Origin of the sequence: Staphylococcus sp. GDX8P80P, from assembly GCF_017893095.1 — a bacterium.
Lineage (GTDB): Bacteria > Bacillota > Bacilli > Staphylococcales > Staphylococcaceae > Staphylococcus > Staphylococcus borealis.
This window is the reverse complement of record NZ_JAESMI010000074.1, coordinates 1-14,063: the sequence shown is the minus strand read 5'-3', so window position 1 is coordinate 14,063 and position 14,063 is coordinate 1. Positions and strand designations below refer to the sequence as shown.

Annotated in this window: 14 protein-coding genes; 8 read left to right on the top strand and 6 right to left on the bottom strand. The window is 36.4% G+C overall.

Annotated elements, in window-relative coordinates; all coding sequences use genetic code 11:
- Window positions 1–25: 25 nt before the first annotated feature.
- The gene (locus tag KA858_RS07025) at window positions 26–217 is read left to right on the top strand and encodes a hypothetical protein (RefSeq protein ID WP_011276869.1); all 192 of its coding nucleotides are present in this window, start codon (window positions 26–28) and stop codon (window positions 215–217) included.
- 111 nt (window positions 218–328) lie between these two features.
- On the opposite strand, the gene ychF is transcribed toward KA858_RS07025, so the two are convergent.
- The 4 genes from ychF to KA858_RS07005 form a co-directional block, all read right to left on the bottom strand.
- Window positions 329–1,426 (bottom strand): redox-regulated ATPase YchF, encoded by a 1,098-nt coding sequence (gene ychF / locus KA858_RS07020; protein WP_053030275.1) that lies wholly within the window; start codon window positions 1,424–1,426, stop codon window positions 329–331.
- Window positions 1,427–1,437: 11 nt separating this feature from the next.
- On the bottom strand, window positions 1,438–1,641 hold the full coding sequence (locus tag KA858_RS07015) for a DUF951 domain-containing protein (RefSeq protein WP_053030276.1): 204 nt from the start codon (window positions 1,639–1,641) through the stop codon (window positions 1,438–1,440).
- Window positions 1,642–1,662: 21 nt separating this feature from the next.
- On the bottom strand, window positions 1,663–2,544 hold the full coding sequence (locus tag KA858_RS07010; RefSeq protein ID WP_053030277.1) for a mechanosensitive ion channel family protein: 882 nt from the start codon (window positions 2,542–2,544) through the stop codon (window positions 1,663–1,665).
- A gap of 182 nt (window positions 2,545–2,726) precedes the next feature.
- Window positions 2,727–3,554: a ParB/RepB/Spo0J family partition protein gene (locus tag KA858_RS07005; protein WP_107629449.1), complete on the bottom strand. Its 828-nt coding sequence runs from the start codon at window positions 3,552–3,554 to the stop codon at window positions 2,727–2,729.
- 811 nt (window positions 3,555–4,365) lie between these two features.
- Here KA858_RS07005 and KA858_RS07000 point away from each other — a divergent pair.
- The 5 genes from KA858_RS07000 to KA858_RS06980 all read left to right on the top strand — a co-directional run bounded on the left by KA858_RS07000 (window position 4,366) and on the right by KA858_RS06980 (window position 11,574).
- Window positions 4,366–5,469, top strand: a complete 1,104-nt coding sequence (locus KA858_RS07000) for a PLP-dependent transferase (RefSeq protein ID WP_210125966.1) — start codon at window positions 4,366–4,368, stop codon at window positions 5,467–5,469.
- Complete coding sequence (gene metC / locus KA858_RS06995) at window positions 5,466–6,641, top strand: cystathionine beta-lyase MetC (RefSeq protein ID WP_075108897.1); 1,176 nt, start codon at window positions 5,466–5,468, stop codon at window positions 6,639–6,641. The genes KA858_RS07000 and metC overlap by 4 nt, the downstream gene beginning before the upstream one ends.
- Window positions 6,595–8,433, top strand: coding sequence for a bifunctional homocysteine S-methyltransferase/methylenetetrahydrofolate reductase (locus KA858_RS06990; RefSeq protein ID WP_053030281.1), 1,839 nt, complete (start codon window positions 6,595–6,597; stop codon window positions 8,431–8,433). The genes metC and KA858_RS06990 overlap by 47 nt, the downstream gene beginning before the upstream one ends.
- On the top strand, window positions 8,430–10,679 hold the full coding sequence (gene metE, locus KA858_RS06985; protein ID WP_210125965.1) for a 5-methyltetrahydropteroyltriglutamate--homocysteine S-methyltransferase: 2,250 nt from the start codon (window positions 8,430–8,432) through the stop codon (window positions 10,677–10,679). The genes KA858_RS06990 and metE overlap by 4 nt, the downstream gene beginning before the upstream one ends.
- 151 nt (window positions 10,680–10,830) lie before the next feature.
- A complete protein-coding gene (locus KA858_RS06980) occupies window positions 10,831–11,574 on the top strand; it encodes a cyclase family protein (protein ID WP_210135338.1) in 744 nt (247 codons plus the stop codon).
- 116 nt (window positions 11,575–11,690) lie between these two features.
- Here the strand turns inward: KA858_RS06980 and KA858_RS06975 are convergent, their stop codons facing one another.
- Window positions 11,691–12,464, bottom strand: coding sequence for an inositol monophosphatase family protein (locus KA858_RS06975; RefSeq protein ID WP_210125963.1), 774 nt, complete (start codon window positions 12,462–12,464; stop codon window positions 11,691–11,693).
- 259 nt (window positions 12,465–12,723) lie between these two features.
- Between KA858_RS06975 and KA858_RS06970 the strand changes: the two genes are divergently transcribed.
- Together KA858_RS06970 and KA858_RS06965 are read left to right on the top strand one after the other, a co-directional pair.
- Window positions 12,724–13,191, top strand: coding sequence for a bacillithiol transferase BstA (locus tag KA858_RS06970; RefSeq protein WP_210125962.1), 468 nt, complete (start codon window positions 12,724–12,726; stop codon window positions 13,189–13,191).
- A 36-nt stretch (window positions 13,192–13,227) separates the two neighbouring features.
- Entirely contained in the window at window positions 13,228–13,614 is a 387-nt protein-coding gene (locus KA858_RS06965) for a VOC family protein (RefSeq protein ID WP_210125961.1), read from the top strand.
- Window positions 13,615–13,684: 70 nt separating this feature from the next.
- Here the strand turns inward: KA858_RS06965 and KA858_RS06960 are convergent.
- Window positions 13,685–14,063, bottom strand: a 379-nt coding sequence (locus KA858_RS06960; protein WP_210135337.1) for a transposase, incomplete at its 5' end; no start/stop codon positions are given.

The window sequence follows — 14,063 nt, the reverse complement described above, 5'->3', positions numbered from 1 at the left end:
CTATAATGAAGTCGAGGTGTAAAATATGCAATTAGATTTAGATTGGAATAAAGATTTTCAAGAATTTCAAGAAGTCTTAAATTGCGGTATCAATCCAGAATGGTTATATTGTGCGAAAGCCAATATGATTCTCGAACCTGCTTATACTGGAGAAGGTAAACAGTTTTTTAGCACCAAAGACATTATTGAAGCAAGTAAAGTTATACCGTTCTTTTAAGATATAAATGAAACAAATGATATAAAAAAAACAATGTAAGTCTCTTGTCACTTAAGCTAAGCGAAACTTACATTGCTTTTTATTTTACTCACATAATCCGTTGAGAAATGATTAAACGTTAAATCTGAAGTGCACGATATCGCCATCTTGCATAATGTATTCTTTACCTTCTAAACGTTGTTTACCCGCTTCTTTAGCACCTTGTTCGCCACCATGTTCTACATAGTCATCATAACTAGTCACTTCAGCACGAATAAATCCACGTTCAAAGTCAGTATGAATAATACCTGCACATTGTGGTGCTGTCATACCTTGTCTAAATGTCCAAGCTCGTACTTCTTGTACACCTGCAGTAAAGTATGTTGATAAGCCTAATAAATCATATGTTGTTCTGATAAGTACATCTAATCCTGGTTCTTCAATGCCTAAATCTTCAAGGAACATCGCTCTATCTTCGTCGTCTAATGTAGCAATTTCTTCTTCGATTTTAGCACTGATAACAATAACTTCTGAATCTTCTTTCGCTGCATATTCTCTAATTGCTTTTACTTTATCATTATCTTCGTCACCAATTTCATCTTCACCGACATTGGCAATATATAACATTTTTTTAGATGTTAGTAGTTGCGCTTGGTTAACGTATTTTTGATCTTCATCATTGAAGTCTATACTACGTACAGGGTCGCCGTTTTCAAGTGCTTCTTTAATTCTAGAGAGAATTCTCATTTCCATTTCAGCAGTTTTATCTTTTTGACGTGCCATTTTTTCAATTCTAGGCAAACGTTTTTCGACAGATTCTAAATCTGCTAATACTAACTCCATATTGATGACTTCAATATCATCTAATGGGTTAACGCGACCTGATACGTGTGTAACGTTTTCATCATCAAACGCACGTACAACTTGGCATATCGCATCTACTTCACGGATGTGTGAAAGGAATTTGTTTCCTAAACCTTCACCTTTAGAGGCACCTTTTACAATCCCTGCAATATCTGTAAATTCAAATGTCGTTGGAATTGTTTTTTTAGGTTCAACCATTTCTGTTAATTTATTTAAACGTGTATCTGGCACTTCTACGATACCTACGTTTGGATCAATTGTTGCGAACGGATAGTTAGCGGCTAATGCTCCCGCTTTTGTTATTGCGTTAAATAAGGTAGATTTACCTACGTTTGGTAAGCCTACAATCCCTGCTGTTAAAGCCATTAATCATTCTCCTAACCTTCAGTATCTTGATTTGATACTAATATTTTCTTTATTTTTTTATTGAACGTTTGACGTGGAATCATAATACTTCGTTGGCAATTCTCACATTTGATACGAATATCAGCACCCATACGAATGATTTTAAATCGATTAGTTCCACATGCATGTTGCTTTTTCATCTCTACTATATCATTTATTCCATAATTTGACGTCATGAAATTACCCCTCAATAATAATTAAGATTTGCCTTGTTGATTATTATTTTTAATGTAAATTGGTTGTGGTAATTTAATACCTTCTTGGACAAACACTCTTTGAATTTCTTTACGTAATATTCTTGAGCCAGATGCACCTTCACCAGGAATTGTTTCAGCAGATATTCTAAACGTTACTTTCGTTTCATCTAACGAATCAATACCTTCCACGACTGGATCAGTAATAAATAAGTAATATTTACTACGCATTGCTGTAAATAATTTATTTAGACGTTTTTCAACTTTATCTAAATTTTCTTCCACAGATACTGGAATTTCTACTATAGAGAATCCATTGGTAATAGAGAAATTCGTAATTTCGCCCATACTACCATTTGGTAATATGGTTAATTCACCTGTAATAGTATTAATACGTGTTGATCTTAAGCCGATAGATTTCACAGTTCCTTCTGCTACAGTTGTACCACCGCTATTGATTTTAACATAGTCACCAACGTCGAATTGATTTTCAAATATGATAAAGAAGCCTGTAATAATATCTTTAACGATGGTTTGCGCACCGAAACCAACAGCTAAACCAACGACCCCAGCACTCGCGATGATACCTTCAACACTAATTCCAAATTTACTTAAGATGGTAGTAATCACAATAAACCATACGATGTAACTCACTACGTTTTGAACTAGTGAAATTAATGTTCGAGAACGCTTCTTATTTCCTTTGCTACTACGGTTTTGTATTTTAAATGCTTGTTCAATTGCTTTATTTAATATTGCTATAACAATCAACGCAACAATAATATATATGAGAATTAATGCTATTTTGATAGCTAAATTCTCATATGTTTCTATCTTTGTTAATGGTTCAAATAATGAAGACAACACATTTTTGACCTGATTCATATAATAGCAACCTCCCTATTTAACTATTTTATAATTTAATTATTATACGTATTTATCGCACAGTATGTATCCGTCTTAAGCTTTACTTTCAATATTATTTTCTCTCTAAAGCTTAAAATGTAACATAACTTTGCTCACTAACTCAAAGATCCCATTCTAACAGTACATTTGGATATATACCATTAATCTTCATTAAGTTTTTGAATGAGTTGTTGAAACGCTTCTTTTGATTTAAATTCAAATGTTATTTTACCTGTATTTTTACGCGTTGAAATTTCTACTTTAGTGCCAAATTTTTCTTTTAATAGACGTTCTTGTTTTTGAATGAATTTGGGTTTCATTGGCGTTGGTTCTTTACTTTCTTTAGACTGCCGGCCGTCTTGCAGTTCATTTACAACTTGTTCAAGATACCTAACGCTCCACTTTTCACGTATTGCTTGTTGACTTATCTTCTTCATCTTACTAACATCTTTAATTCCTAGTAATGTCCGTCCATGCGCACCGGATAACGCACCTTCTTTGACTTGCTTTGAAACATCTTGTGGCAAATTCAACAATCTCAACATATTAGCGATGTAAGGTCGTGATTTACCTAATCGCTCAGCTACTTTTTGTTGCGTTAAGCCTAAATCTTTCATCAAACGTTGATAGCTCTCCGCTTCTTCAATAGCATTAAGATCTTCTCGTTGTAAATTTTCGATAATCGCTAATTCCATCATGTCCGAATCAGATAATTCTTTGATAATTGCTGGTATTTCAGTTAACCCTGCTAATTGAGATGCTCTAAATCGCCTTTCGCCAACCACTATATAGTAACCTTGTACAGTTTGGCGTAATACAATGGGTTGTAAAATACCGTGTGTCTGTATGGACGTTGCTAAATCACTTAACTTTTCATCATCAAAGGTTTTGCGAGGTTGGTATGGATTGGCTTTAATTTGAGAAATATCAACGTTTTGAATTTGTTCATTTTGACTTAAGGCCAATCGTTCATCTTGTTTATGATCCACTATCTTTCACCCCTTTCAATCAACATTTACTAAACATTTAATACTTTATCTTTGCACTAGGCTTAATGCGATTACATCAAACTCACTTACCTTCTCATTATAACTATTATGGCACGCATTTGATTAGCACTTATCTATTTTAAAAAATATAGAATAGGTTTAACAAGTAGATAAGGTCGATGAAATAAAAAATAATTTTTTTGTTTACGCCTATCATGATGTTATCAATGCTTTAAGCGTTTTCTGATTTGACTTTATAATCTTAATTTTCAGAAAAGTTATTGACAAATATGACTTAGGTCTGTAAGCTATGAATTAACTTAAAAAAACACAAATTACACACTGTAATAAGGAAAGTAGAACTTACACTGCTAATACAGAGAGTCTCCATAGCTGAGAAGAGACATTGAAAGAAAGTTTGAAAATGGCCTTTGAGTGTTGATGCCAATACGAGGTGTCAACGGGTTCGCCCGTTATAGCGATACAGTATTAACATTTATTGTTTAATGGCGTACTGGAATTCTAGACGTCGCTATTCATCGTTAATACTCATTTACTTGTAATCAAGTTAAATGAGTTTTTTAATGAGCACTTTCATTTATCCGAAGTTTCAGATAACGAATGGATTAGCGTCTACCATCTCAGTACACGTTATTCACATAATGACGTACTGTTTGAGGTTACTTTAGCAATAAAGTAATAAACAAAGGTGGTACCGCGAAACAAGCTTTCGTCCTTTACATCCGATACATATCGGGTTTAAAGGACGGAAGCTTTTTTTATTGGATTATAAATGAATGGAGGATTTGACATGAAAGATACACAATTAGCACAAATATCATTAACTAAAGATATTACTGGCGCAATAGCCAATCCGATTTATTTGTCTACCGCATATCAACATCCTCACCTTGGTCAGTCAACAGGCTATGACTATACAAGAACTAAGAACCCAACACGTTCTGCATTTGAGGAATCCTTCGCGAAATTAGAAGGTGGTATTGCTTCGTTTGCTACGTCAAGTGGCATGGCTGCAGTACAGCTCATTTGTAACTTGTTTCAACCAGGTGATGAGATATTAGTCGCCTTCGACTTATACGGTGGTACATTCAGATTATTTTATTTTTACGAGAAACAATACGGTATCAAATTTAAGTATGTCGACTTTTTAAATTATCAGGAAGTAGTTGACAGTATTACACCAAATACGAAAGCACTTTTCATAGAGCCCATTTCGAATCCACAAATGATTGAAATTGATGTTGAACCGTATTATATCTTGAGTCAAAAGCACCATCTGTTGACAATTATCGATAATACATTTTTAACACCGTATCTATCTACTCCTTTAGAGGAGGGTGCAGACATCGTGCTTCATTCAGCAACCAAATACATTGGCGGTCACAACGATGTGCTCGCAGGTGTTGTAACAGTGAAAGATGAAGCGTTAGCCGAACAACTTGGACAATTGCATAATATGATTGGTGCAACATTGTCCCCTATTGATAGTTATTTATTACAGCGTGGTTTAAAAACACTACATTTACGTATTGAACGGTCAGAAGCAAATGCTAAGAAATTAGCTGAACGATGTAAAGTTTCAAATGCTATAGATGAAGTTCTATACAGTGGAAAAACGGGCATGTTAAGTTTACGCCTAAACAAAGACTTTAGCGTTGCTAAATTTTTGGAAAATTTAGAAATTTGTATTTTTGCAGAAAGTTTAGGTGGAACCGAAACATTTATCACTTTCCCATACACACAAACACATGTCGATATGCCTGATGAAGAAAAAGATAAACGTGGCATAGATGAACATCTTATACGCTTATCCATAGGTATTGAGGATTATAACGATATTGAGTCAGATATTTTACGCGCACTGGAGAATTCTAAAGTAGGAGTGATTTCATGACCTTATCAAAAGAAACTGAAGTTATTTTTGATGAACATAGAGGTGTTGATTACGATTCAGCTAACCCACCGCTTTATGACTCTTCAACATTTCACCAACAGGTACTCGGTGGCAATGCAAAATTCGATTATGCCAGAAGTGGTAATCCCAACCGTCAACTTCTTGAGGAGAAATTAGCAAAGCTTGAAGGTGGCAACTACGCATTTGCATATGCGTCAGGTATTGCTGCAATATCAGCGGTGCTATTAACACTAAAAGCAAATGATCATGTGATTCTTCCTGACGATGTATACGGCGGTACATTCAGACTTACCGAACAAATTCTCAATCGCTTTAATATTCAATTTACGACAGTTAATGCCACACACCCTGAGGAAATTGAACGAGCGATTCAACCTAACACTAAACTCATCTACGTTGAAACACCATCGAATCCGTGTTTCAAAATTACAGATATACGCGCCGTCGCATCGATTGCGAAACGTCATCAGTTACTTTTAGCAGTGGACAATACATTTATGACTCCATTGGGTCAATCCCCGCTTGCACTTGGTGCTGATATTGTTGTTCACTCAGCTACGAAATTTTTAGGTGGACACAGTGATATTATCGCTGGTGCTGCCATCACAAATCGCAAAGACGTCGCAGATGCATTATATCTTTTACAGAATGGGACTGGTACTGCATTATCAGCACATGATAGTTGGACGTTAGCCAAACATTTAAAAACATTACCCGTTCGCTTTAAACAATCAACAGCTAATGCAGCGCAACTTGTCACATTTTTAAATGAAAGAGAAGAAATTGCCGAAGTATATTATCCAGGGAACAGTTCATTACACTTGTCACAAGCAAATAGCGGTGGTGCCGTCATCGGTTTCCGATTAAAAGATGAAACGAAGGCACAAGATTTTGTGGATGCCCTAACGTTACCTCTCGTTTCCGTAAGTCTCGGAGGTGTTGAGACCATTTTATCTCATCCTGCCACGATGTCACATGCTGCTGTTCCTGAAGATGTTCGAAATGAACGTGGCATTACCTTTGGCTTATTCCGATTAAGCGTAGGTCTAGAACAACCTCAAGAATTAATTGCTGACCTTAACTACGCATTAAAGGAGGCTTTCAATGAGTCGATTATTGAATCAATTACAGAACAACGTTTTAGTAGCTGATGGTGCAATGGGAACAATCCTCTATTCAGAGGGACTCGATACATGTCCAGAAGCATATAACTTAACACATCCGGAGAAAGTAGAGTCAATACATCGTTCTTATATAGAGGCCGGTGCTGATATCATCCAGACGAATACGTACGGTGCGAACTTTGAAAAGCTTAAACGCTTTGGCTTAGAACATAAAGTGAAGGATATTCATAAAGCAGCTGTAGCTATTGCAAAACGTGCGGCACAACCGGACACTTTCATACTTGGTACGGTAGGTGGTTTTAGAAGTTTACAACAAGAGGAGTTGCCTTTGTCCACCATTCAGTATCACGCTGAAAATCAAATCGATACACTCGTTGAAGAAGGTGTTGATGGGTTATTATTCGAAACTTACTACGACTTAGAAGAACTGACAAATATTGTTACAACAACACGTCGTAAGTACGATATTCCAATCATTGCTCAACTCACCGCTTCAAATACGAATTACTTAGTCGATGGAACCGAAATTAATCAAGCGTTACAACAATTAGTTGCTTGTGGTGCCAATGTTGTAGGACTTAATTGTCATCACGGTCCACATCACATGCAACGTTCATTTTCACATATTGCGTTACCAGAGAACGCATACCTATCATGTTATCCAAACGCGAGCTTACTGGATATCGAGAATAGTGAATTTAAATATAGTGATAACGCACAATATTTCGGTGATGTTGCGCAAGAACTCATTAATGAAGGTGTACGGTTGATTGGTGGTTGTTGTGGCACAACACCACAACATATTGCTTATATCAAATCATCCGTCAAAGATTTGAAGCCTGTTACCAATAAAAAAGTAATTCCAATTAATCGCCAAACGAATCGAGCAGTGACGCGTACGTATAAACATAACTTAACGACAAAGGTTAAAAATGGACCGACAGTCATTGTCGAACTCGATACGCCGAAGCATTTAGATACAGATCTTTTCTTTGAAAATATCGGCAAACTCGATGAGGCCAAAGTTGATGCAGTAACGCTAGCTGATAATTCACTAGCTACCGTGCGTGTTAGCAATATTGCAGCGGCAAGTATTATACGCCAACGTTACGATATTGAGCCACTCGTACACATTACATGTCGAGATCGTAATTTAATCGGCTTGCAATCACATCTACTTGGCTTATCACTTATCGGCGTTAACGAAATTTTAGCAATTACAGGCGACCCGTCAAAGGTAGGTCATCTACCCGGTGCCACAAATGTCTATGATGTCAATTCAAAAGGATTAACCGAATTAGCATTAAGATTCAATCAAGGTATTAACACGGATGGTGATGCGCTGAAGAAACATACAAACTTCAACATCGCTGGTGCATTTGACCCTAATGTACGTAAACTCGACGGTGCGGTCAAACGCCTTGAGAAAAAAGTAGCTGCAGGCATGAATTACTTCATTACGCAACCTGTATACAGTAAAGCAAAAATCAAAGAAGTATACGAGGCGACGAAACATCTGAATGTCCCTCTATTTATAGGTATCATGCCTATCGCAAGCTATAATAACGCACTTTTCCTACATAACGAAGTGCCTGGCATTAAAATGTCTGAAGACGTATTAAGCCAATTTAAAGCAGTAAAAGATGATAAAGAAAAAACTAAAGCATTAAGTTTGAGACTTTCTAAAGAATTGATTGATACAGTACATGAGTACTTCAATGGTTTATACATCATCACACCGTTCCAACGTATCGATTATTCATTAGAACTCGCAGCGTATTCTAAAGCAATTACCCAAAACAAGGAGGCAATATCATGACAACAATTACAACTTCAAATTTAGGATTCCCAAGATTAGGTAGAAAAAGAGAGTGGAAAAAAGCCATCGAAAGCTATTGGGCTAAAAAAATTGATAAAGCAGAATTAGATCGAACGTTAAGTGATCTTCACAGAGAAAATTTATTATTACAAAAGCATTATAATTTAGACAGTGTACCTGTCGGTGACTTCTCACTATATGACCACATTCTCGATACATCATTACTATTCAACATCATTCCTGAACGTTTCCAAGGTCGCGAAGTCAATGATGATTTATTATTTGATATTGCACGTGGTAACAAAGAACATGTAGCGAGCGCTTTAATTAAATGGTTCAATACGAATTACCATTATATCGTGCCAGAATGGGATAACGTTGAACCTAAAGTGAATCACAATGTATTATTAAATCGCTTTAATTATGCAAAATCACTTAACGTCAATGCGCATCCTGTCATCGTAGGACCAATTACGTTTGTGAAATTGTCTAAAGGTGGTCATCAATCTTTCGAGGAGAAAGTTCAAACACTTTTACCATTATATAAAGAAGTGCTTCAAGCACTCGTTGATGCTGGCGCAGACTATATCCAAGTGGATGAACCAGTATTAGTAACAGATGAGAGCGCAGCCTATGAAGCGATTACAAAAGAAGCCTATAACTACTTTGCTGCAGCAGGCTTAGCTGACAAATTAGTCATTCAAACTTACTTTGAGCGTGCCAATGTTAAATTCTTAAGTTCATTACCAGTAGGTGGCTTAGGATTAGACTTTGTACATGATCACGGTTATAACTTAAAACAAATTCAAGCAGGTGACTTCGACGCATCTAAAACATTATATGCTGGTATTATTGATGGCCGTAACGTGTGGGCGGCAGATATCGAAGCTAAGAAACAATTAATCGAATCATTACAAGCCTATGCGAAACATATCGTTATCCAACCGTCATCATCTTTATTACATGTACCAGTATCATTAGATGATGAAACATTAGATGAATCTATTGAAGACGGCTTAAGTTTCGCTACTGAAAAGTTAGACGAATTAGACGCACTACGTCGCCTATTTAATCATAACGACAGTGCGAAATATGATGAATTCAAAACACGTTATGAACGTTTCCAAAGTCAATCATTCAAAAATCTTGAATATGATTTTGATAGCGTACCAACAAGCCGTAAGTCACCTTTCCCTGAGCGTAAAAAAGCACAAGACGCACGTTTACACTTACCTGACTTACCAACAACAACGATTGGTTCATTCCCACAAACTCAAGAAGTACGTAAATATCGTGCTGATTGGAAAAATAAACGTATCTCAGATGAAGCTTACAACGATTTCCTAGAAAGTGAAATTGCACGTTGGATTAAAATTCAAGAAGATATCGGTCTAGATGTACTCGTTCATGGTGAGTTCGAACGTAATGACATGGTTGAATTCTTCGGTGAAAAACTACAAGGCTTCTTAGTCACTAAGTTCGGATGGGTCCAATCGTACGGTTCACGTGCCGTTAAACCACCAGTGATTTACGGAGATGTCAAATGGACTGAGCCATTAACAGTCAAAGAAACGGTATATGCACAAAGTTTAACTGACAAACCAGTGAAAGGTATGCTAACTGGTCCAGTAACGATCTTAAACTGGTCATTCGAACGTGTCGATGTGCCACGTAAAGTCGTTCAAGATCAAATTGCTCTAGCGATTGATGAAGAAGTATTAGCGTTAGAAGAAGCGGGTATTAAAGTCATCCAAGTAGACGAACCAGCTTTACGTGAAGGTTTACCATTACGTTCTGAATACCATGAACAATATCTTGCAGATGCAGTCAATTCATTCAAATTAGCAACTTCATCAGTCCAAGATGAAACACAAATTCATACGCATATGTGTTATTCTCAATTTGGTCAAATCATTCATGCTATCCATGAATTAGATGCTGATGTTATTTCGATTGAAACATCACGTAGTCATGGTGATTTAATCAAAGACTTTGAAGATATCAACTATGATTTAGGTATTGGGTTAGGTGTATATGACATCCATAGTCCACGTATCCCTACTGAAGATGAAATTGCTACAGCAATCGATCGTTCTCTACAACAAATTGACCGTTCATTATTCTGGGTTAACCCTGACTGTGGCTTAAAAACACGTAAAGAAGAAGAAGTTAAAGATGCTCTAACTGTACTTGTAAATACCGTTCGCAAAAAACGTGAATCAAATAACCAAAACAAACCCGCGTAGGGGAGCTGTACAGAAATCACTTGTGATTTCGTCGTACAGCCCCGGCACAGATGACTAGAACTGAAGCAAGCTTTTCTAAAGCGATGCGGCAGTTCAGTCAGCCACTGTCAAAACTAACATAGAATAACTATTACTATTGGAGGTATGAAACATGCCAAACTATCCATTATGGAACCAATTAAATCAACTGAAAGAAGCAACTTGGGTGGATTTAACACATACCTTTGACCCAGAAATACCTCGCTTTAGTGAATTTGAAAAAGGTGAAGTTTCGACACTCTTTACCGTTAAAGAACATGGGTTTTACGTGCAACATTGGAATATTGTCACACAATATGGCACACACATTGATGCCCCTATTCACTTTGTTGAGAATAAACGTTACTTAGAAGATTTAGACTTAAAAGAATTAGTATTGCCCCTTATTGTCTTAGACTTTTCAAAAGAAGCTGCAGAAAATGCTGACTTCATCGTCACACGTGACCATTTAGAGGCATGGGAAGCGAAACATGGGCGTATTGAAGACGGTACGTTTGTCGCTTTACGTACAGATTGGTCAAAACGTTGGCCAGATATTGAACAATTTGAAAATAAAGATGCTGAAGGTAATCAACATTTACCAGGTTGGGGTTTAGATGCCTTGAAGTTCTTAATCGAAAAACGTGGTGTGAAATCAATCGGACATGAAACATTCGACACAGATGCGTCAGTGGATACTGCTAAAAATGGAGATATCGTTGGAGAACGTTATATTCTTGGACAAGACACATTCCAACTTGAATTGTTAACGAATTTAGACCAATTACCAACGCGTGGTGCGGTCATTTACGCAATTAGTCCAAAACCCAAAGATGCACCTGGATTCCCAGTACGTGCATTTGCGATTAAACCTTAATTAATGACACTTTTTAGGCTTGATATTGAGCGATCAAAGCCAAAACTTTCCTAATATTATAAAAATCCTGTCACATCAACCGTTACGCGTAAGTACCAGTATGTGGCAGGATTATTTTATTGATACGTTTTTATGATATTGATAATGTCTTCGTGAATATCTGGATGCGCAATAATTGAACCCTTAACGTGATTTAAATCGATAGCGTTCCCTTGAATATCAGTGACAATTAAACCTAACTCTTTCGCATATAATAATTGCGCACTCATGTCCCAAAGGTTTGCGCCCATATCGATACTTGCTCCGAAATCCCCTGTAATCGTACGCAATGCACCAATGCCACCAGCACCAATAAATCGAAAGCCGTGTGATTTTGAAATCAATGCCTTTAATAACTCGGAACGTACACGTTTCGGATCAATAGAAACCAACGCATCTTTAAGGTGATGATACGTTTCTACATGTAGTGGCACGCCATTAATCGTCACACCTTGACCTTGAACCGCTTTATATAACTTCTGTTGATAAAATTCATATGTATAAGCTAATAAAGGCTCACCGTCATAAAATAAACTTACTATTAAACAATAATCTTTATGTTGTTTCACAAGATTCGTTGTACCATCAATTGGATCTATCGCCCAAGCATAGCCACGGTACATATCAACTTCATGATTGCTTTTTTCTTCACCCATAATCTGATGTTCTGGATAATTTTCTTCGATAAACTTAGTGAAATCAGCTTGAACTTCTTTATCGATATTCGTCACTAAATCTAGATCATGCTTTTTTGTTTCAACCGCCACATCTTGCAGCATCATATCTACCTTACGTGCAATATGTGCTATCCATGCTTCAATACGATGATCAATATCTTGAATTGCGCACATTTTTTATCACCTCTTACTTTCTTATCTAACAACTCATTTTTTAGGTTTAACATTATCCTTTTTATAAATATACCTAAGATTCGTTAACCTATTAAGTTCTTATATGAAGTTTATATATTTTTTCTAATAAAATCTCTATTAAATACGCTGCCATTTAGTCAATTTCTTTAATAACACTATCGTATCACTAGATTGACAATCGCGTTTAACGGGTAGACGCTTAATAGTCAATTCTTTAAAAATGTGGGAGGAAACGCAAATGAGTAATAAAACAGTCTATGATGTGATTGATACAGGTGTAAACTACTTACTATCGGTTTATGATAATTGGAACGTTGAACAAGTATTAGACAAAGGCAATGATGTATTCCCGAATACGCTACATTGGCAATTCGGCCATGTGTTAACTGTCTTCGATTCAGCTTTATCAATGGGTGGCCAGAACACTGTAGATATCGCCAAATATACGAAATTATTTGGTTATGGTTCTAGTCCTGCTAACTGGGAGGGGCAAGACGTTCCATCAATTGAATCAATTAAAGAGGACTTACAAACGATTCCAGATCGCGTACGTCAACTAACTGACGAGCAACTCTCTCAAGCATTAGACCAACCGATTGCTGGTTGCAAAACGGTGAACGAATTACTAGTATTAAATGCCATTCATGTCCCATTACATGCGGGTAAAATTGAAGAAATGGCCCGCGTTCTGAAACAAGATAACTAATTTAAACGCCATATTATATAAATTGAAGGGGTACGTATGAACATTATTGCGAACAGTATTTTTGTAGAGAATCAAGAAGAAGCCTTACAATTTTATACAAATATTCTAGGCTTTGAAAAGAAAATTGACGAACCTGTAGGCGGAGGTTTTAGATGGCTCACTTTAGTGTCCCCTAATCAACCAGAAGGTGCCCAATTGGTCTTAGAACCCAATGGTAATCCTATTGCAGGTGACTATCAACAGCGTCTATTTGAAGCCAACATACCTATTACTATGTTTGGCGTGGACAATGTACAACAAATGTATGACACATTATCGCAAAAAGGGGTTCATTTTACCGTTGAACCGACGACAATGGGTAGCGCTAAAATGGCCATTTTTGATGATACATGTGGTAATTTAATTCAAATTGTAGAACAATAAAGAATTATAAACGCTTCACAGTTTTTATTGGCTCTACGTCAAATCGGACTGATGAGTCCTAATATTGAGATTAAGCAACCTTAGGTTGTTTAATCTCTTTTTTTGTGTTTGAGGCAAATAGTCGCGAAGTTATAATAATTCGATTACGCAAATTATCATAATTTCTATAACCAAAAGATACCCTTTTAATGAGTTTGATTTTATTGTTAATTCCTTCTAACGGACCGTTGGTCAGGTTAGAATATGTCATAGTATTTTCAATGAAAGCAGTTAATCGTCTTAAAGTTCTAATGACTGTGCGTAATTTAGAACACACATCTGAAAGATGAATAGAAAAAAGTTTATGATTAAATTTCTCTATTTGGTTCTCTTTTAATAACCGTCTTAGCTCATGAACGTAGTGATATGTATTAAATAATTCTACACCTAATAAGTAATTTATAATGCCT

Bases quoted from the DNA above. Each gene is read 5' to 3' on its own strand.
- KA858_RS07025 (WP_011276869.1), top strand. From the start codon at position 26: ATGCAATTAGATTTAGATTGGAATAAAGATTTTCAAGAATTTCAAGAA.
- ychF (WP_053030275.1), bottom strand. From the start codon at position 1,426: ATGGCTTTAACAGCAGGGATTGTAGGCTTACCAAACGTAGGTAAATCT.
- KA858_RS07015 (WP_053030276.1), bottom strand. From the start codon at position 1,641: ATGACGTCAAATTATGGAATAAATGATATAGTAGAGATGAAAAAGCAA.
- KA858_RS07010 (WP_053030277.1), bottom strand. From the start codon at position 2,544: ATGAATCAGGTCAAAAATGTGTTGTCTTCATTATTTGAACCATTAACA.
- KA858_RS07000 (WP_210125966.1), top strand. From the start codon at position 4,366: ATGAAAGATACACAATTAGCACAAATATCATTAACTAAAGATATTACT.
- metC (WP_075108897.1), top strand. From the start codon at position 5,466: ATGACCTTATCAAAAGAAACTGAAGTTATTTTTGATGAACATAGAGGT.
- KA858_RS06990 (WP_053030281.1), top strand. From the start codon at position 6,595: ATGAGTCGATTATTGAATCAATTACAGAACAACGTTTTAGTAGCTGAT.
- metE (WP_210125965.1), top strand. From the start codon at position 8,430: ATGACAACAATTACAACTTCAAATTTAGGATTCCCAAGATTAGGTAGA.
- KA858_RS06980 (WP_210135338.1), top strand. From the start codon at position 10,831: ATGCCAAACTATCCATTATGGAACCAATTAAATCAACTGAAAGAAGCA.
- KA858_RS06975 (WP_210125963.1), bottom strand. From the start codon at position 12,464: ATGTGCGCAATTCAAGATATTGATCATCGTATTGAAGCATGGATAGCA.
- KA858_RS06970 (WP_210125962.1), top strand. From the start codon at position 12,724: ATGAGTAATAAAACAGTCTATGATGTGATTGATACAGGTGTAAACTAC.
- KA858_RS06965 (WP_210125961.1), top strand. From the start codon at position 13,228: ATGAACATTATTGCGAACAGTATTTTTGTAGAGAATCAAGAAGAAGCC.